Raw genomic sequence first — 16,805 nt, 5'->3', positions numbered from 1 at the left:
GTCCCCGCCTTCGCGGGGAGTCATTGCCGCCAGTGGCGGCAATGACGTTCATAAGCAGCAGGCCACAACAGCTTCGTACGACCAGGCGCTCTCGAACGTCATCCCCGCGCAGGCGGGGACCCAAGTTCCGCGGCGTTCCATCTGCGCACCACGCAGCCGCGTCAGCTATTGAACCCCTTCCCCTCCGCCGCCAGCTTCACCATCAGCGGCGCCGCCTTCCACGCCTCCCCATGCCGCCCGCGCGCATACTTTTCCATCGCGCCCAGCACGTTCGGCAGCCCCACGCTGTCCGCGTAGAACATCGGTCCGCCGCGGTGCAGCGGGAAGCCGTAGCCCGTCAGGTAGACCATGTCGATATCCGATGCCCGCAGCGCGATGCCCTCTTCCAGGATCTTCGCGCCCTCGTTCGCCAGCGCAAACACCAGGCGCTCGACGATCTCCGCGTCCGGGATCGCGCGGCGCGTCACGCCGATGTCGGCCGAGTGGCGCACGATCATGTCGTTGACCTGGTCCGATGCATAGGCCTTGCGGTCGCCGGGCTTGTAGTCGTACCAGCCGGCGCCGGTCTTCTGGCCGAAGCGGCCCTGCTCGCACAGCAGGTCCGCGGTCTTCGAGTACGCGATCTCGGGCGACTCGATGGCGCGGCGCTTGCGGATGTACCAGCCGACGTCGTTGCCGGCCAGGTCGCTCATGCGGAACGGGCCCATGGCGAAACCGAAGCCCTCGATGGCCGCATCGATCTGCTCGGGCAGCGCGCCTTCGTCCAGCATGAAGTAGGCCTGGCGCAGGTACTGCTCCAGCATGCGGTTGCCGATGAAGCCGTCGCACACGCCCGACACCACGCCGGTCTTCTTGATTTTTTTCGCCAGCGCCATCGCGGTCGCCAGCACGTCCTTGCCGGTCGCCTTGCCGCGCACGATCTCGAGCAGCTTCATGACATTGGCCGGGCTGAAGAAGTGCAGGCCGATCACGTCCTGCGGGCGCTCGGTGAAGCCGGCGATGCGGTCCAGGTCCAGGGTCGAGGTGTTCGAGGCTAGGATCGCACCCGGCTTCATCACCCGGTCCAGCTCGCGGAACACGCTCTCCTTGACGCCCATGTCCTCGAATACCGCCTCGATCACGATGTCGGCCTGGGCGATGTCCTGGTAGTCCAGGGTGGTGCGGATCAGGTTCATGCGCTGCTCGAGCCTTTCGGCCGTCAGCTTGCCCTTCTTGACGCTGCTCTCGTAATTCTTGCGGATCGTCGCCAGGCCGCGCTCGAGGGCCTCCTGCTGCGTTTCGAGGATGGTGACGGGAATGCCGGCGTTGGCGAAGTTCATGGCGATGCCGCCGCCCATGGTGCCCGCGCCCACCACCGCCGCGCTGGCGATGGCGCGCACCGGCGTGTCGGACGGCACGTCGGGGATCTTGCCGACGGCGCGCTCGGCGAAGAAGGAGTGGCGCAGCGCCTTCGATTCCGGGGTCTGGGTCAGGTGCAGGAAGCGTTCGCGCTCGAACTTCAGGCCGGCCTCGAAATCCTTGCTGGTCACCGAGGCGGCAACGGCCTCGACGCACTCCAGCGGCGCCGGGAAGGGACCGGCCATGGCTTTCACGGTGTTGCGCGAAAACTGCAGGAAGGCTTCGTGGTTCGGGTAGTCGACCTTGCGGTCACGCACTTTCGGCAGCGGACGCACGTCGGCCACCTTCTGCGCAAAGGCGATGGCGGCGCCGAGCAGGTCGGTTCCCGCCGGGAAGACCTCGTCGAACAGCGCGGTCTGGGCCAGCTTCTCGGATGCCACCGGGGTGCCGGAGACCACCATGTTGAGGGCCATTTCCAGGCCTAGCAGGCGTGGCAGGCGCTGGGTGCCGCCGGCGCCCGGCAGCAGGCCGAGCTTGACTTCGGGCAGGGCGATCTGGGCGCCCGGCAATGCCACCCGGTAGTTGCAGCCGAGGGCCAGTTCCAGGCCGCCGCCCATGCACACCGTGTGGATCGCGGCCACCACCGGCTTGGAGGCGTTCTCGACCACGCGGATCAGGGAATGCAGGGTCGGCTCGGTGAGCGCCTTGGGCGAATTGAACTCGCGGATGTCCGCGCCGCCCGAGAATGCCTTGCCGGCGCCCGTGATCACGATCGCCTGCACCGCCTCGTCGGCCTCGGCGCGCCGCACGCCTTCGACGGCGGCGCTGCGGGTGGCCAATCCGAGGCCGTTGACCGGCGGATTGTTCAAGGTGATGACGGCAACATTGCCATGAACCTGGTAATCGGCGCTCATGTCTCTTCTTCTCCTTATCGGTTGAAAACTATCCGGCAACTATAACCGAATTAATAGAACGTTCGTATTATTTCGGCAATCTATGCGGTCTCGATGACCGATTGATGACAGGCTATCGGCCCGTTGTAAAACGACCAAAAGTCGAAAATATCCTGCTTACCGAACGCAACAATTCGCCTGTGCTCGCGCCCGCTGGAGCACAATACTCGCTCGCGTGCCAATAAGACAATAAACAGGCTTGGCTTCCATCAAGCCGGCCTGATGGGGAGAGAGAGAATGCGCAGCAAGTTCACGTTCCGGGTGACGCTCGCCGTCGCCCTCGTACTCGGTGTCCAGTACCTGACCGACGGCGTGTCGGTCCATTATCCGTTTGGCGAAGAGGAGCTGCCCGCGCTGTCCAACTGGTGGGGATTGATCCTGCTGCCGGCCGTCACCTGGCTGGCGCTGGGCCGGGTGCGTCCCGGCTACGAGGGCGAAGCCCTGCTCAAGGACTTCGTTGGCGCGCTACTGTTCGGCGGCGCCCTCGGCTTTTTCTACGAGCACGGGCGGCCGGACTTGTCCGATTTCCTTGGCGAGGGCCTGGTCTTCCTGATGCTGTCCTATCCGATCTACCGCGCCGGATGCGTGCTCGGCTTCGTGTTCGGGGCGTCCTACGCCTTCGGACCGGTGGTGCCGGTGCTGGCCGCCTGCTTCCTGGCCCCGGCCGCCTACCTGGGGCACCACGGGCTGCGGCTGGCTTGGGAACTGGTTGCCGCGCTGTTCCGCACGGCGCCGGACACGCCGGCCGCTTCGCGCGCCCAGCCCGCCCAGCGCGCCGAGCCGCAGAACATGCAGCACGCATTGCATTCCGCCGAATAACTGCCACAATCCTCTTGTCCAGTTAACGAGGAGTCAGCATGCGCGGCCAACTCACTGTCGCCGTGGCCTTCGCCACGGCGTTCATCCTGGCCTGGCAACACGCCGGCACCGGGGTTCCGGCGCACCACCTGCTGGCGCGTGAAGACATGCCCGCGATCTCCAACTGGTGGGGCCTGCTGCTCCTGCCGCTGCTGACCTGGATCGCCGCCAGCCGTATCGAGCACCGTTTCAAGGGCGCCGCCCTGGCCGCCGGCGCCGCACCCGGATTCTGCGCCGGCCTGCTGTTCGGCGCCGCCATCGCTTTCTTCTTCAGCAGCGGACGCGCCGACCTGTGCGAGTACCTGATGCAGGGCTTGCTGCTGCTGGCGCTGTTCGTGCCGATCTACCGCGCCGAGGCCGTGCTCGGCTTCGTGTTCGGCCTGACTTTTGCCTTCGGTCCGGTGCTGCCAGTGCTGGTTGCCAGTGTGCTGGCCGTCATCGGCTACGTGCTGTACCACGCGCCGCGCCTGCTGTGGTCGGCGGTCGGCGCACTGCGGCGCTAGCGCATCATTTGCGCCGCCTGGCGGGGCGCGGCAGCGGGAAGACATCCGCCACGATGATGCTGTCGCCGATCTGCCGGCTGGCCGAGGCCGAGTCGTACACGACCATCAGGCCCTCGTCCCCGTCCTGGCCGGGGAACAGGGTCATGCCCTCAGGATGGTCGACGCCTTCGCCGTAGGGCAGCGCCAGCATGCGCTCCAGCTCGTCGTGAGGCACCACCCCCTCCTTGTCCGGCGCCGCGCCGCCGGGCCAGCGGTAGACGTAGACGGGGCCGTCCAGGTCCATGGTCGGCCCGGCCAGGATGAGGAGGTCCTTCCCCTGCACGCAGAGGTCGCGGATGCCCAGGCCGTGCAGGTCGACGAAATGCTTGCGGTACGGCTGTCCCTCGCCGTCGACCGGTCCCAGGCGTAGCCGGCCGGGCTGGTCGTCGTCGACCGGGCAGACTTCGACGATCGCCGCCCAGCCGCGCAGCACCGGGCCGCGCAGGCCCAGCAGCAGATGCTTGCCGGCGACCGCGATGCCCTCGATATCGAAACCGTTGTCCTTGCCGGGAATCGCGAGGAAGGGCCCGAAGTGCTCGTCCTGCTTGAGCAGCGCGGTGAGTTCGTTGCCGTGCTCGTCGCCGCGCAGCACGGCCGCGCTGCGGCGCTTGCCCTTGTGCTCGACCTCCTTCGCCAGGGTCTTGGCGTCGCCCTCGTCCATCATGGGAATACGGGCCAGCAGGTAGCGGTTGCCGTCGGCGCCCACCGAGCACAGGCGCTTGTGCGCCTTCTTCGCGCCGTCACCAGGCTTGGGCTGCTTGCGGCGCAGGCTGTGCGAGCCGACCAGCCACAGGTATTTGTCGTCGCAGGCGAGGCCCTCGATGTCGGCTTCGTTGATGTCGTCCTTGCTCTCGCCATGTGGCGGCAGGGGCAGGTCGAGGAAGTCGTGCAGGGCGTACTGCTTGTGGTCGCGCGTGAAGCTGCTTTTTCCCGAGCTGTCGCTGTCCGCCAGGGTCAGGCGCTCCAGGCTGACCGATTCGTCATTCGCCAGCCAGAGCGTCTTCCCCATGCGCAGGGCGACTGACAAGCCGTCGCGCAGCTCCTTGTCGTGGGTAAGGTTGTCCTGCTCGGGATGGAATTCGAGCAGGACGATATTCGATGGATGCATGCGCCGTCTCCGTGCGGTTCACGATACGGCAGAGCATACCGCCAAGCCGGCGGATGCGGCGCAGCCAAGTCAGGCGGTCGGCAGGTGGTACTCCCCGTAGGCCTCGCGCAGCTTGTTCTTCTGTATCTTGCCGGTGCCGCCGACCGGCAGGCTGTCGGCGAACACCACGTCGTCCGGGATCCACCACTTGGCGACCTTCCCTTCGAAGAAGGCGAGCAGCTCCTCGCGCGCCACGTCCATGCCCGGACGGCGCACCACCACCAGCAGCGGCCTTTCGCTCCACTTCGGGTGCGGAACCCCGATGCAGGCCGCCTGCAGCACGGCAGGATGGGCCATCGCGACGTTCTCCAGGTCGATCGAGCCGATCCACTCGCCGCCCGACTTGATCACGTCCTTGCTGCGGTCCGTGATCGCCAGGTAGCCATCCTGGTCGATGGTGGCCACGTCGCCGGTCGGGAACCAGCCGTCCTGCAGCACGCCGCCGCCTTCGTCGCGGTAGTAGCCGGACACCACCCACGGCCCCTTGACCAGCAGGTGGCCATAAGTGACGCCGTCCCAGGGCAGCTCGCTGCCGTCGTCGTCGACGATCTTCATGTCGACGCCATAGATCGCGTGACCCTGCTTGCGCAGCACGGCGCGCTGCTCCTCGATCGGCTGCTTCATGTGCTTGCCCATCAGGGTGCAGGCGGTGCCGAGCGGCGACATCTCGGTCATGCCCCAGGCGTGGATCACCTGCACGCGCAGGCGGTCGATCAGGGTGTCCATCATCGCCGGCGGGCAGGCCGAGCCGCCGATCACGGTGCGCCGGAAGGTCGAGAAGCGCAGGTCGTTCTGCATCACGTAGTTGATCAGGCCCAGCCAGACGGTCGGCACGCCGGCCGAGAAGGTGACGCCCTCCTGCTCGAACAGTTCGTACAGCGACTTGCCGTCCAGGGCCGCGCCCGGATAGACCATCTTGGCGCCCGACAGCAGTACCGAGTACGGCAGTCCCCAGGCGTTCACGTGGAACATCGGCACCACGGGCAGCACCACGTCGGCCGAGGACACGTTGAGCGCGTTCGGCATCGCCGAGGCGTAGGCGTGCAGCACGGTCGAGCGGTGCGAGTACAGGGCGCCCTTGGGGTTGCCGGTGGTGCCCGAGGTATAGCACAGGGCGGCGGCGCTGCGCTCGTCGAACTGCGGCCAGCGGTAGTCGCCGGGGGCGGCCGCCACCAGCTCCTCGTAGCACAGCAGCATGGGGATGTCGGTCTTGGCCGGCATGTGCTCGCGGCCGCACATGGCGACGTAGCCCTTCACCGTCTTGCAGGTGCGCGCCATGGCCTCGATGGCCGGGAGGAAAGTCAGGTCGAAGAACAGGAACTGGTCTTCCGCGTGGTTGATGATGTAGGCGATCTGCTCGGGGTGCAGGCGCGGGTTGATCGTGTGCAGCACGGCGCCGGAGCCGGACACCCCGTAGTAGAGCTCCATGTGGCGGTAGCCGTTCCAGGCCAGGGTGGCGACGCGCTCGCCCATCTTGACGCCCAGGCCCGCCAGCGCATGGGCCAGCTTGCGCGAGCGCTGTTCGCACTCGCGGTAGGTATAGCGGTGGATGTCGCCTTCGACCCGGCGCGACACGATCTCGCTGTCGCCATAGTGGCGGGCGGCGAACTCGATAATGCTCGAGACCAGCAGCGGCTGGTCCATCATCTGGCCCATCAGCGGGCTCATCGGGTAGTCGGTCATCGGCGTCTCCATATTCATTTAACAACTTCAGGAAAGTTGTAACGTGCGAATAGCACGGGCGTCAATGCAATTCGATGATGCGTTGCAGCAGTTATTCGGTGCGCATGGCGGCGGGTGCTCACGAGGCTGTCTTCCATTGTTGTCACGTCGTACGCGCCACTGGCGCCTGCGACTTCCGGCGTAGGCCGGAACCCAAGTTTTACGCATATTCATGGTGAGCGGCGGAGTGACGCATGCAAACCTGGATTCCGGCCTTCGCCGGAATGACCTTGACTGAGGAGCGGGGGATCTCACAGCCCGGTTCCTGATACTCCTCCTGTGCGCCTCCACATTCGCCGCGGTACGGTAGAATCCCGACATCACCGTCCACCGATACTGGAACCGCCATTACTGCCGACGAACTCCCCCTGAATAACTCCTTCGCCGAGCTGCCGCCGGCCTTCTACACGCGCCTGATGCCGACCCCGCTGCCCTCGCCCCATTTCATCGCGGCGAGCGCTCCGGCGGCCGCGCTGGTGGGCCTGGATGCGGCCGAGCTGGCGCGCGAGGACTTCGTTGCCGTGTTCACGGGCAACAAGATCGCCGTGCGCTCGCAGCCCCTCGCGGCGGTGTACTCGGGCCACCAGTTCGGCGTCTGGGCCGGACAGCTGGGCGACGGCCGCGCCATCACCCTGGGCGACATCGCCACCCCGAACGGGCCGATGGAGCTCCAGCTCAAGGGCGCAGGCATGACGCCCTACTCCCGCATGGGCGACGGGCGCGCCGTGCTGCGCTCGTCGATCCGCGAATTCCTGTGCTCGGAAGCGATGGCCGCCCTCGGCATCCCGACGACACGCGCGCTGATGGTTACCGGCTCGCACCAGCAGGTCGTGCGCGAATCGGTCGAGACCGCTGCCGTGGTCACCCGCATGGCGCCCTCCTTCGTGCGCTGCGGTTCCTTCGAACACTGGTACCACCGCGGCCGGCAGGACGAATTGCGCACGCTGGCCGACTACGTGATCAAGACCTTCTACCCGGAGTTCACCGGCGCCGCCAATCCCTACAAGGAACTGCTGGCCGAAGTCACCCGCCGCACCGCGCGCATGATCGCGCACTGGCAGGCGGTCGGCTTCATGCACGGCGTGATGAACACCGACAATATGTCGATCCTGGGCCTGACCCTGGACTACGGTCCCTTCGGCTTCATGGAAGCCTTCGACGCCCAGCACATCTGCAATCACACCGACCAGGGCGGCCGCTATTCCTACGCCAACCAGGTACCGGTGGGACACTGGAACTGCTATGCCCTGGGCAACGCCCTGCTGCCGCTGATCGGGACGCCGGAAGAAGCCGAGGAGGCGCTCGACGTCTACCGCCCGGCCTTCGGCGCCCAGCTCGACGAGCTGCTGCACGCCAAGCTCGGCCTGCGCGACGTGCGCGACGAGGACGGCGCCCTGTTCGACGCCATGTTCCAGCTGCTGCAGGACAATCACGCCGATTTCACCCTGTTCTTCCGCCGCCTGGGCGGGCTGCAGGCCGACGACCCGGCGGCGGACAGTCCACTGCGCGACCTGTTCATCGACCGCGCGGCCTTCGACACGTGGGCGAATGCCTACCGCGCCCGCCTGCGCGCCGAGGGCAGCAATGATGCGCTGCGCCGCGCGGCGATGGACCGCGTCAATCCGAAGTACGTGCTGCGCAACTATCTGGCCCAGGTGGCGATCGAACAGGCACAGAATGGCGACTTCGGCGGCGTGCGCAGGCTGCTCGCCGTGCTCGAGCGCCCCTACGACGAACAGCCCGAGAACGCATCCTATGCGGCCCTGCCGCCGGATTGGGCGGCCCATCTTGAAGTAAGCTGCTCTTCCTGAACCAGCGAAAGACCATCATGACCGATAAAGTGACCAAGACCGACGCCGAATGGCGCGCCCAGCTCGACGCGATGCAATACCAGGTGACCCGCCACGCCGCCACCGAACGCGCCTTCACCGGCAAGTTCTGGGACCATCACGAGCACGGCATCTACCACTGCGTCTGCTGCGATACCCCGCTGTTCGAATCCGACGCCAAGTTCGATTCGGGCTGCGGCTGGCCCAGCTACTTCCGCGCTCTTGATCCGGACAATGTGATCGAGAAGGAAGACCGCACGCATGGCATGCTGCGTACCGAGATCATCTGCGCCGTCTGCGATGCCCACCTGGGCCACGTCTTCCCCGACGGCCCGCCGCCCACCGGCCTGCGCTACTGCATCAACTCGGCCTCGCTGCGCTTCGAACCTGTTTAACTTCTCCTGAGGACCACCCCGCAATGAAATTCCTGTTCGACCTGTTCCCGGTCATCCTGTTCTTCGGCGTCTATAAATACGGCGAGAACCACCAGGACTGGGCCCATGGCCTGGCCACCCAGTATCTCGGCGGCCTGATCGCGGGCGGCGCCGTGCCGCCCAGCCAGTCGGCGATCCTGCTGGCGACCGCGGTGGCGATCGTCGCCACCTTCCTCCAGATCGGTTACCTCCTGGTGCGCGGGCGCAAGGTCGACAACATGCTGTGGCTGTCGCTGGGCGTGATCGTGGTGGCCGGCGGCGCCACTATCTACTTCCACGACGATACCTTCATCAAATGGAAGCCGACCATCCTGTACTGGGCCTTCGCCGCGGCCCTGCTGGTGGCCCAGGTGTTCTACCGCAAGAACCTGATGCGCTCGGTGATGGAAGCCCAGGTCAAGCTGCCCGATCCCGTGTGGAACCGGGTCGGCTATGCCTGGATCGTCTTCTTCTTCGCGATGGGCCTGCTGAACCTGCTGATGGCCTTCGTGGTGTTCCGCACCGATACCAGCGCCTGGGTCAGCTTCAAGCTGTTCGGCTTTACCGGCATTTTCTTCGCCTTCGTCGTGGTCCAGACCCTGATGCTTTCCAAACATATTGAGGAGGACGCATGAGCACCCCGCTAGAACGCACCGAACGCCTGCGCGAACGCCTGCAGGCCGAACTGAACCCGACCCTGCTCGAGATCACGGACGATTCGCACCTGCATGCCGGCCATGCGGGCGCGGCCGGCGGCGGCAGTCATTACAGCGTGAAAATCGTCTCGGAGCAGTTCCAGGGACGTACGCTAGTCATGCGGCATCGTCTTGTGTATGATGCCGTGCACGAAATGATTAACAAAGCGGAAATCCACGCACTTGCCATCACGGCGATCGCGCCTTCCGAACAGTCCTGAAAGTCGGCTTCAGGCTGCTTTAAGAAAACTCGCCGACAATTGAACTGGTTGTTACAAGAACTAATCTAATCTCGTCCAGCATATACCGCTACAGGAACACCACATGACTTTTAAGCCAGCACGCCTGCTGTTAGCCCTGATCGCCGTTGGAGCGGCGCCCGCCTTTGCCCAGAACCTCGCAGTGGTCAACGGCAAGCCGATCCCGTCGGCGCGTGCCGATGCGATGGTCAAGCAAGTCGTTGCGCAGGGCCAGGGCCAGGATTCGCCGCAGCTGCGTGAGATGATCAAGAAAGGCCTCATCGAGCGCGAAGTGCTGATGCAGGAAGCGGTCAAGCAGGGTTACGACAAGAAGCCGGAAGTCAAGGCGGCGCTGGACAATGCGCGCCAGGCCATCGTCGTGAACCAGCTGGCCAAGGACTACATCACCAAGAACCCGGTGAGCGACGCGGAAATCAAGGCCGAGTACGACAAGTTCAAGGCGCAGACCGGCGACAAGGAATACCACGTGCGCCACATCCTGGCCGAGAACGAAGCCGACGCCAAGGCGATCATCGCCAAGCTCAAGGGCGGCGCCAAGTTCGAAGACCTGGCCAAGCAGTCCAAGGACACCGGCACCGCCAACAGTGGCGGCGACCTGGACTGGGCCGTTCCGGCCTCCTTCCCGGCTGAATTCGCCGCCGGCTTCACCGGCCTGCAAAAAGGCGCGATCACCGAAACCCCGGTCAAGACCCAGGCCGGCTACCACGTGATCAAGCTGGACGACACCCGTGCGGCCAAGCTGCCGTCGCTGGAAGAAGTCAAGCCGCAGATCGCCGATTCGCTGACCCAGCAGAAGCTGCAGGCGTACTCGGACCAAATGGTCAAAAAGGCAAAGGTGCAGTAAGATGTGCTGTCGCCGGCGCGGTCTTCCTTCGTGAATGCGCGCCGGTTCTCGTCGCCCGCGGCGATACTTTTCGTGTTTATATAGGATCTCAACAATGATTTTGAAGCCAGCCCGCCTGTTGTTAGCCATGACCGCATTGGTTGCCATGCCAGCATTCGCGCAAAACGTTGCGACCGTCAATGGCAAGCCGATTTCGGCGGCCAAGGTAGACCAGCTGGTCAAGCAAGTCGTCGCCCAGGGCCGCGCCACCGATTCGCCGCAGCTGCGCGAAGCGATCAAGCGCGACCTGATCAGCCGCGAAGTGTTGATCCAGGAAGCCGACAAGCAGAACATCGGCGCCCGCGCCGACGTCAAGGCGGCGATCGACAATGCCCGCCAGAGCATCATCATCAACGCCATGCTCGCGGACTACGTCAAGAAGAACCCGGTCAAGGACGCCGACATCAAGGCCGAGTACGACAAGTACAAGGCAACCGTGGGCGACAAGGAATACCACGCACGCCACATCCTGGTGGGCACCGAGGAAGAAGCCAAGGCCATCATCGCCAAACTGAAGGGCGGCGCCAAGTTCGAAGAGCTGGCCAAGCAGTCGAAAGACGGCAGCGCCAACAACGGCGGCGACCTGGACTGGGCAAGCCCGGCGGCCTATGTGCCTGAGTTCTCGAAGGCCATGACCTCGCTGCAAAAAGGCGCCATCACCGAGACCCCGGTGAAAACGCAGTTCGGCTACCACGTCATCAAGCTGGAAGACACCCGCGCGGCCAAGATCCCGGCCCTGGACGAAGTCAAGCAGCAGGTCGCGGAACAGCTGCAGCAGCGTCAGGTTGCGCAGTACCGCGAAAGCCTGGTCAAGAAGGCCAAGGTGCAGTAATTTCCTGCTTCGGCAAACGAAAAGCGCTCCCCAGGGAGCGCTTTTTTATTCCAGGAACGGGGACCCGGCGCGTCGCGCCCGGCGATGCTAGCCGGCGCCCGGCACCGAAGCTTGCCTGGGCCGGGCCTTTCGCCCTTTCCGCCACAGCCAGCGCCTGGTGGAGTGACGTCGCGCATAATGCTCCCAACCAAGGACCCTCGCGCCGAAGTGCGCATTTACCCGCGTCTCGATCAGCCGGACATAGCGCCCGCAATGACCTACCCAACGCATATTGAACCAGGCGACCCCGGCTAGCGCAAGCAGGCCGATGATGGCGACCGCCAGCGGCAAGCCCGTCAGGGGAACGCCGCCAAGGACGAGCGCGCGTTCCGGCACGTCGGAAAGCTTGTCCGCGGCCGGGATGGCGAAGGCGGCAATTGCGCCGGCGTAGGCGACATGCGAAAAGGCAATCTGTAAGCGTTCCTTGATCTCGTCCTTGAGGAAGGCATATTCCTGGAGGAGCACGGCAAGGGCTTCGTCGCTCAGCTTTGGTGTAGACATGGCTACCTCACGCGATTTGGTGGCAGTAGTGCCCATCCTACGCTCTATCCTGAGGGATCGAAGGGTCCGCCATACCGGCGAGGCCCCGCAAGCCACATCGACTTGCGACAACGGCTTCGGACCTCCGGCACCGCGCCGACCGAGCAGGATCGGCCAGCCGGGCCGCTTGCTTCTTCAGGAACACGCGGTCGATACCGCACTCAAGGCAGCTCGCTGGAATGCCCAAGCCACTCGATGCACTTGCCGCGCAAGCTTGGGAAGCGCGAGGCAATTCCTGCCAGCCCCTCCTCCAGTTGCGGCTTGGTGTTGAACGGAAAGACGTCGTTCATCGACAGCGCCACCGCGATCCGGTACTCGTCCCCCGACGCCAGCCACCGGTCGCGCAGCGTGAGGATTTCCTCGCCACCGTCGGCAACACACCAGAGCAGGCGGTCCAGTACTTCCGCAATGGCCTCCGCAGGTACGCCGGGAGCCCGTTCGTCGACGAGAGATTCGATGAATGCACGTATTCCAGCCATAGCGCCACCATACCGACCGCGGTTGAACGGGGGATCCACCGTGCGCGCCACACTGCGCGGAGATCTCCTGCGGAAGCGCGCCGGAATGCGCGCTTCCACCCAAGTGTAGGTGACCCGTTACGGATAAGGCAAGCAAAAAGTTCCAATAATTGGAGCGATTTCGTTCAGCCCATCCAACGCCGCTGGACGCAGCTCAGGTTTCATCGCAATGCTTCGGCGCCCCCGGATAGTTCCCGTTGTTATAGGTGTCGAGCACGCCGGCCCAGGCGCGCTGCAGCAGGCAGCCGCCGGCCATGCACTGGCCCAGGGTGACACCGCTGTTGAACCAGGTGGTCGCGCCGTTGATGACGCTTTGCACGCCTGACGGTGCGGAAGCGCCGGCGGCGCGGTTCATGACCGCCGCGACGTACTGGTGCGCCAGGATCAGGTAGGCGTCGCCCCGGGTTGGCCGGTCCATGACTTGCTGCCAGCTCAGGCCGCTGGAGAAGAACGGTGCATTGCGGTCGAAGCCGGACGGCCAGGTCACGCCCGGCTTGTTGCTCCAGTAGCCCTGGGTGCGCACGCAGCCCTTGGGCGGGCAGCCGCAGTCGGCCTGTTCCGCCTCGGCCTGCATGACCAGCTGGGCGCAGGCATCCGCCAGAACGGCGGACTTGGCCGCCATTACCTGTCCCTGCGCGGCGGCGGCGCCGGCCAGGCCGAACAGCAGTGCGAACAGCAGCGCTCCGTCGCGCGCCACACGGGTGAAGCAAGAACCGAAGCCCTTCGTATCCTCCTGGTTGGGCGGCCGGAATGGCCGCGTCGAGAGGATGATGCGCGCGCGCAGCGCGGCCCGGCTTGCGTCAGCTCAGGCGTGCAAGTCTTGGAATTTACTATGAAAAACTTATTCTCTAGACATGCTCATTTCTTGCCGCGCAAGACTTCGATCTCCGCCCGCAGCTTGCTGCGCTCGGAATACGAAGTCTCGAGCTGCTTGCGCAAGTCCTTCAGCTCCGCTTCGAGGCTGTCGCGCGCCGTGGTGGCGCCCACCAGGTCCATCTCGGCGGCCAGGCGGCGGTCGGACTCTTCCGCCTGCGCCGTGACATTGCGTTCGAGCTGGGCGCGCAGTTCGGCCAGCTGCTTGTCCTTGCCGTCGATCGCCAGCTGGTCCTTGGCCTTGCTCACCAGCGCCTCGGTCGCGATCTGGCGCGCATTGCGCAATTCGGCGTTCAGGCGGTCGATCTCCTCCGAGCGGTCGGCCAGTTCGGCCTCCACGCGGGCGCGGTCGGTGGCCAGCGCGTCGCGCTCGGCTTCCAGTTCGTCGCCGGCGCGCAGCAGGGCCTCGGTGTCGCTGGCGGTCTGGGCGACCGATGCGCGCACGCCGGCGCTGGCCTGGTCGGCGAACTGCCTGACCCACTCGACCAGGTCGTTGACGATCGATTCGGGGATGTCGGGGCGCGGCAGCTCCGGCGGTTTGGCGTGCTCGGCGCGCCAGGCGGACAGGTGTTTGTAGATTGCGGCCGGGGCGCCGAATCCCAGCGCCTCGCGCACCGCATCGATGTTCACTTCCTTGCCGTCCTTTTGCAGGCGCGATGCGGCCGCGGCCACAGTTTCGAAAGTGACGTCTTCGCTTGCCATGGTTCTCCGTTCCTATCTAGTTTTTCTCCGTGGAGGATATCATAGGCCATGACCTAATCCGCTAGTAAGTGGCACTGTGGATTGATCTGACTGAGAAAAATTTCTCTTTTTCTAGACTAACTCAATTCCTTCGAAAGTCTCGTGATATTCATTGAGGTTACGGTGAGCACAGCCATTCGATTGCCGACGTGAGTGGCTCCCTTGGAATTCCCTCCTCAGTCGCGAGGTGATCGACTGCATGCTTGAAGCGAAAGTCTTTTGCTCCTCTTTCGACATTCTGGCCTAGCTGGTCACTCCCAGAGTATTCTCGCGCCAAATTGCCTAAACAAGCCCATATCGCATCTTCGCCAATATGTCCATGGCATATCCAAATCGCAGGCTCAAGGTTAGGATGTTCTTGAGAAAAATCTTCGATTGCAAGATTTACTTCTGCTACGAATTCAACGGGAAAAGCAATGTGTCGTTGCTTGAACAGCGGCTCAATAGAAGAACTAAGCACATATGAAGCACCGCTCCATTCGGCGCAACTGCGGGTGATGAGCGACTGGGCTTTAGAAATGGCGAAAATCTTGCGAACTCCGAGGGAATATATCGCCGCAAAATGGATGATCGCTCGATAGCGTAGATGCAGCAAGTTAAAAAAATCTTGGTTCAGTTCGTTTGAAAAATTGAAGCGCAAAAACGCCTCGATAGCTTCAACGGAAAATAAATAATTTTCAATCGAGTGGCCAATAGTAACAAAATGCGGGGGATTTTGAATTGGAGGGACCCAAGGACTCATTAACTTGATGTCTGCATTCAACCCATCCCATTCGCGATCCTGAAGGGTTCCAAACTTACTGGAAAAATTAACGCCAGTCGGATCTTTGGCCACCACCTCGCCAAGGACTTCCTGCAGAATCTGCCGTTTCCCGTATCCTTTAACGCGCTCGTCTGTGATAATACTCGCGACGTCAATTTGACCAGGCGGCTCCACACCCAATTTCGCACCGCTCGATCGTTTTAGCCGCGTCAATGCAGCATAATCACTACTTCCTTCAACCAAGATCGTTTTACTAGAACGACGACGAACAGCATTCAGATAACCATTAATCGAATAACCCTGCATTTTATTCCTCAGAGTGATCCGCTTCGTCAAACAAATCGTTCATAACAGGTGCAGTAGGCGTTGGTTCGAAATCTTGCGTTTCCTCAAAGTGATCAGCACCAACTTCCGGCGAATGGGTGCACGCGATTAATTGACAATCGGGTGCCTGCGCCATTAACTCCCTTAGGATCTGTCGCTGCCAGTCGATGTGCAGCGAAAGCTCCGGTTCATCAATCACAAACATACCTTTTCGGAATCTCGATCGACTTGCTGAATATAACATTGTTAGTATTTGCTTTTCACCAGATGACAGAGAGCTTAAACCATATGAGCGTCCACCTTTTGTGCCGACGCGAACAACGCTACTACGAGGCCGTCCGCGTGCTTCATATTCACGGATTCCGATACGGAGTGTTTTCTTGTCGAGAAACTTGTTGATCGACGACTCAAAGTCCTTCGTTTTTTGATAGGCAATAGTTCGCTCAAGCTTTCTAGTGGAAAGAGTTTCCAAATACAACTGGAGAACAGAGCTTTCAACACTCTGCGAGTCACGATCACCTTTCTGTTTGAGGAAGTCAACAGCTTCAAGCAGCCGACCATAGATCTCACTTGGTCCATGATTGGTATTCTCATCATCGCTGTCGTCGAGCAGCGAAGCAACTGAGGCGATTAAGCTATCCTCATTCTCGTCGGCACTTTCGCGCTGGTCCAAACCGACAATCGTTCGAAACACGCGAACAAAAACTTCAGCAAACATATTTTGCTCTCGCTGTGCCATTTTTAGCTGAGCACTGCGCCATTCTGCAGTAAGGCCATCGTCAACTTCATTAATTGAAGGGTATCGGACTACGGGGATAAATGACCCGAACCACTGTCGGCACTGAACTGTCTTTCTTGCAGTTTGTGAAGCCTCCTCGCGGAATGAGCGCGATTCGATAATACTTTCCCTCGACTCAGAGGCTTCTCGAAGTGCCATTTGCTCTTTAGAAGTGAGCAGTTCGATTTCCGACTCCCTTACGGGATCTCGATAAGGTGACATGTACTCATTTCGAATGCGTTCTAGAACAGAACGAAACGCAGGAAGATAAGTAGGGCGCGGACCCAGTGCTGCACGTAACGATGCTGATTCGGCGTCGGATAGACTTTGATTATCGCCGCCGAACGACGTGGCTGCGCCGTCTAATAGAATCTGTAGCCCGACTCCATGAATTTTCAAAATCTGCAGCTCGGCCCCGTTGAATGTTGTTAAAACGATCCGACGAAAACTCAAATGCTCAAACCGCTTAAAATCTAACTCGAGCGCGTTAACTAGAATATGTAATACCGTGGTTTTACCGCGCCCATTTTTACCATAAATGATATTCAGCCCCGGCTTAAGAGTTAAGTCTACATCAAATTGCTCATGGAGCCCCTCAACAACAAGCCTTTGAATACCAAACGGGGTCATCTTCTCTCCGAAATTAATGGTCATCGATACTGTCACTTTTCGAGTGGGTGGCGGCGATAAATTTCCCCACAAACTGGACTGGGATATAAGACCGTCGATAATCAGCTCTACGTCGCTGCGAATTCCT

The 16,805-nt window shown here is 62.4% G+C and carries 17 protein-coding genes; 8 read left to right on the top strand and 9 right to left on the bottom strand.

What is annotated here, in order from left to right; translation table 11 throughout:
- Nucleotides 1–161 precede the first annotated feature (161 nt).
- On the bottom strand, nucleotides 162–2,252 hold the full coding sequence (locus KBW98_RS00295) for a 3-hydroxyacyl-CoA dehydrogenase NAD-binding domain-containing protein (RefSeq protein WP_211518076.1): 2,091 nt from the start codon (nucleotides 2,250–2,252) through the stop codon (nucleotides 162–164).
- A 276-nt stretch (nucleotides 2,253–2,528) separates the two neighbouring features.
- Between KBW98_RS00295 and KBW98_RS00290 the strand changes: the two genes are divergently transcribed.
- Entirely contained in the window at nucleotides 2,529–3,110 is a 582-nt protein-coding gene (locus KBW98_RS00290) for a hypothetical protein (protein WP_211518075.1), read from the top strand.
- A 38-nt stretch (nucleotides 3,111–3,148) separates the two neighbouring features.
- On the top strand, nucleotides 3,149–3,652 hold the full coding sequence (locus KBW98_RS00285; RefSeq protein WP_211518074.1) for a hypothetical protein: 504 nt from the start codon (nucleotides 3,149–3,151) through the stop codon (nucleotides 3,650–3,652).
- 4 nt (nucleotides 3,653–3,656) lie between these two features.
- Here the strand turns inward: KBW98_RS00285 and KBW98_RS00280 are convergent, their stop codons facing one another.
- Together KBW98_RS00280 and KBW98_RS00275 are read right to left on the bottom strand one after the other, a co-directional pair.
- Nucleotides 3,657–4,799, bottom strand: coding sequence for a DUF3616 domain-containing protein (locus KBW98_RS00280; RefSeq protein ID WP_211518073.1), 1,143 nt, complete (start codon nucleotides 4,797–4,799; stop codon nucleotides 3,657–3,659).
- Between the two features lie 69 nt (nucleotides 4,800–4,868).
- Nucleotides 4,869–6,521 (bottom strand): 3-(methylthio)propionyl-CoA ligase, encoded by a 1,653-nt coding sequence (locus tag KBW98_RS00275; protein WP_307727564.1) that lies wholly within the window; start codon nucleotides 6,519–6,521, stop codon nucleotides 4,869–4,871.
- Nucleotides 6,522–6,928: 407 nt separating this feature from the next.
- On the opposite strand from KBW98_RS00275, the gene KBW98_RS00270 reads away from it, so the two are divergent.
- The 6 genes from KBW98_RS00270 to KBW98_RS00245 all read left to right on the top strand — a co-directional run bounded on the left by KBW98_RS00270 (nucleotide 6,929) and on the right by KBW98_RS00245 (nucleotide 11,472).
- Nucleotides 6,929–8,371 (top strand): YdiU family protein, encoded by a 1,443-nt coding sequence (locus tag KBW98_RS00270; RefSeq protein WP_267876122.1) that lies wholly within the window; start codon nucleotides 6,929–6,931, stop codon nucleotides 8,369–8,371.
- 17 nt (nucleotides 8,372–8,388) lie between these two features.
- Nucleotides 8,389–8,784 carry a peptide-methionine (R)-S-oxide reductase MsrB gene (gene msrB / locus KBW98_RS00265; protein WP_211518072.1) on the top strand — a complete coding sequence of 132 codons (396 nt, stop codon included), beginning with the start codon at nucleotides 8,389–8,391 and terminating at the stop codon, nucleotides 8,782–8,784.
- Nucleotides 8,785–8,807: 23 nt separating this feature from the next.
- The gene (locus KBW98_RS00260) at nucleotides 8,808–9,437 is read left to right on the top strand and encodes a septation protein A (RefSeq protein ID WP_211518071.1); all 630 of its coding nucleotides are present in this window, start codon (nucleotides 8,808–8,810) and stop codon (nucleotides 9,435–9,437) included.
- Nucleotides 9,434–9,718 carry a BolA family transcriptional regulator gene (locus KBW98_RS00255; RefSeq protein ID WP_211518070.1) on the top strand — a complete coding sequence of 95 codons (285 nt, stop codon included), beginning with the start codon at nucleotides 9,434–9,436 and terminating at the stop codon, nucleotides 9,716–9,718. Before KBW98_RS00260 ends, KBW98_RS00255 begins: the two co-directional genes overlap by 4 nt.
- 103 nt (nucleotides 9,719–9,821) lie before the next feature.
- On the top strand, nucleotides 9,822–10,601 hold the full coding sequence (locus KBW98_RS00250) for a peptidyl-prolyl cis-trans isomerase (RefSeq protein WP_211518069.1): 780 nt from the start codon (nucleotides 9,822–9,824) through the stop codon (nucleotides 10,599–10,601).
- Between the two features lie 94 nt (nucleotides 10,602–10,695).
- Entirely contained in the window at nucleotides 10,696–11,472 is a 777-nt protein-coding gene (locus tag KBW98_RS00245) for a peptidylprolyl isomerase (RefSeq protein WP_211518068.1), read from the top strand.
- Between the two features lie 87 nt (nucleotides 11,473–11,559).
- Here KBW98_RS00245 and KBW98_RS00240 read toward each other — a convergent pair whose 3' ends face one another.
- The 6 genes from KBW98_RS00240 to KBW98_RS00215 all read right to left on the bottom strand — a co-directional run bounded on the left by KBW98_RS00240 (nucleotide 11,560) and on the right by KBW98_RS00215 (nucleotide 16,702).
- Nucleotides 11,560–12,012, bottom strand: a complete 453-nt coding sequence (locus KBW98_RS00240) for a hypothetical protein (protein ID WP_211518067.1) — start codon at nucleotides 12,010–12,012, stop codon at nucleotides 11,560–11,562.
- Between the two features lie 200 nt (nucleotides 12,013–12,212).
- On the bottom strand, nucleotides 12,213–12,530 hold the full coding sequence (locus tag KBW98_RS00235) for a hypothetical protein (RefSeq protein ID WP_211518066.1): 318 nt from the start codon (nucleotides 12,528–12,530) through the stop codon (nucleotides 12,213–12,215).
- Nucleotides 12,531–12,723: 193 nt separating this feature from the next.
- The gene (locus KBW98_RS00230; protein ID WP_211518065.1) at nucleotides 12,724–13,266 is read right to left on the bottom strand and encodes a hypothetical protein; all 543 of its coding nucleotides are present in this window, start codon (nucleotides 13,264–13,266) and stop codon (nucleotides 12,724–12,726) included.
- Nucleotides 13,267–13,427: 161 nt separating this feature from the next.
- Entirely contained in the window at nucleotides 13,428–14,144 is a 717-nt protein-coding gene (locus KBW98_RS00225; protein WP_211518064.1) for a DNA-binding protein, read from the bottom strand.
- A 157-nt stretch (nucleotides 14,145–14,301) separates the two neighbouring features.
- A complete protein-coding gene (locus KBW98_RS00220) occupies nucleotides 14,302–15,252 on the bottom strand; it encodes a hypothetical protein (RefSeq protein ID WP_211518063.1) in 951 nt (316 codons plus the stop codon).
- Between the two features lies 1 nt (nucleotide 15,253).
- Nucleotides 15,254–16,702 carry an AAA family ATPase gene (locus tag KBW98_RS00215; protein WP_211518062.1) on the bottom strand — a complete coding sequence of 483 codons (1,449 nt, stop codon included), beginning with the start codon at nucleotides 16,700–16,702 and terminating at the stop codon, nucleotides 15,254–15,256.
- Nucleotides 16,703–16,805 lie beyond the last annotated feature (103 nt).

It is taken from the genome of Massilia sp. ST3 (assembly GCF_018119405.1).
Taxonomy (GTDB): domain Bacteria; phylum Pseudomonadota; class Gammaproteobacteria; order Burkholderiales; family Burkholderiaceae_D; genus Telluria.
This window is presented reverse-complemented; position numbering and strand designations above follow the sequence as displayed.

Coding starts and splice junctions, on each gene's coding strand:
- KBW98_RS00240 (WP_211518067.1), bottom strand. CDS start 12,012: ATGTCTACACCAAAGCTGAGCGACGAAGCCCTTGCCGTGCTCCTCCAG.
- KBW98_RS00235 (WP_211518066.1), bottom strand. CDS start 12,530: ATGGCTGGAATACGTGCATTCATCGAATCTCTCGTCGACGAACGGGCT.
- KBW98_RS00245 (WP_211518068.1), top strand. CDS start 10,696: ATGATTTTGAAGCCAGCCCGCCTGTTGTTAGCCATGACCGCATTGGTT.
- KBW98_RS00250 (WP_211518069.1), top strand. CDS start 9,822: ATGACTTTTAAGCCAGCACGCCTGCTGTTAGCCCTGATCGCCGTTGGA.
- KBW98_RS00260 (WP_211518071.1), top strand. CDS start 8,808: ATGAAATTCCTGTTCGACCTGTTCCCGGTCATCCTGTTCTTCGGCGTC.
- KBW98_RS00220 (WP_211518063.1), bottom strand. CDS start 15,252: ATGCAGGGTTATTCGATTAATGGTTATCTGAATGCTGTTCGTCGTCGT.
- KBW98_RS00295 (WP_211518076.1), bottom strand. CDS start 2,252: ATGAGCGCCGATTACCAGGTTCATGGCAATGTTGCCGTCATCACCTTG.
- KBW98_RS00255 (WP_211518070.1), top strand. CDS start 9,434: ATGAGCACCCCGCTAGAACGCACCGAACGCCTGCGCGAACGCCTGCAG.
- KBW98_RS00215 (WP_211518062.1), bottom strand. CDS start 16,702: ATGACCATTAATTTCGGAGAGAAGATGACCCCGTTTGGTATTCAAAGG.
- KBW98_RS00225 (WP_211518064.1), bottom strand. CDS start 14,144: ATGGCAAGCGAAGACGTCACTTTCGAAACTGTGGCCGCGGCCGCATCG.
- KBW98_RS00275 (WP_307727564.1), bottom strand. CDS start 6,521: ATGACCGACTACCCGATGAGCCCGCTGATGGGCCAGATGATGGACCAG.
- KBW98_RS00285 (WP_211518074.1), top strand. CDS start 3,149: ATGCGCGGCCAACTCACTGTCGCCGTGGCCTTCGCCACGGCGTTCATC.
- KBW98_RS00280 (WP_211518073.1), bottom strand. CDS start 4,799: ATGCATCCATCGAATATCGTCCTGCTCGAATTCCATCCCGAGCAGGAC.
- msrB (WP_211518072.1), top strand. CDS start 8,389: ATGACCGATAAAGTGACCAAGACCGACGCCGAATGGCGCGCCCAGCTC.
- KBW98_RS00290 (WP_211518075.1), top strand. CDS start 2,529: ATGCGCAGCAAGTTCACGTTCCGGGTGACGCTCGCCGTCGCCCTCGTA.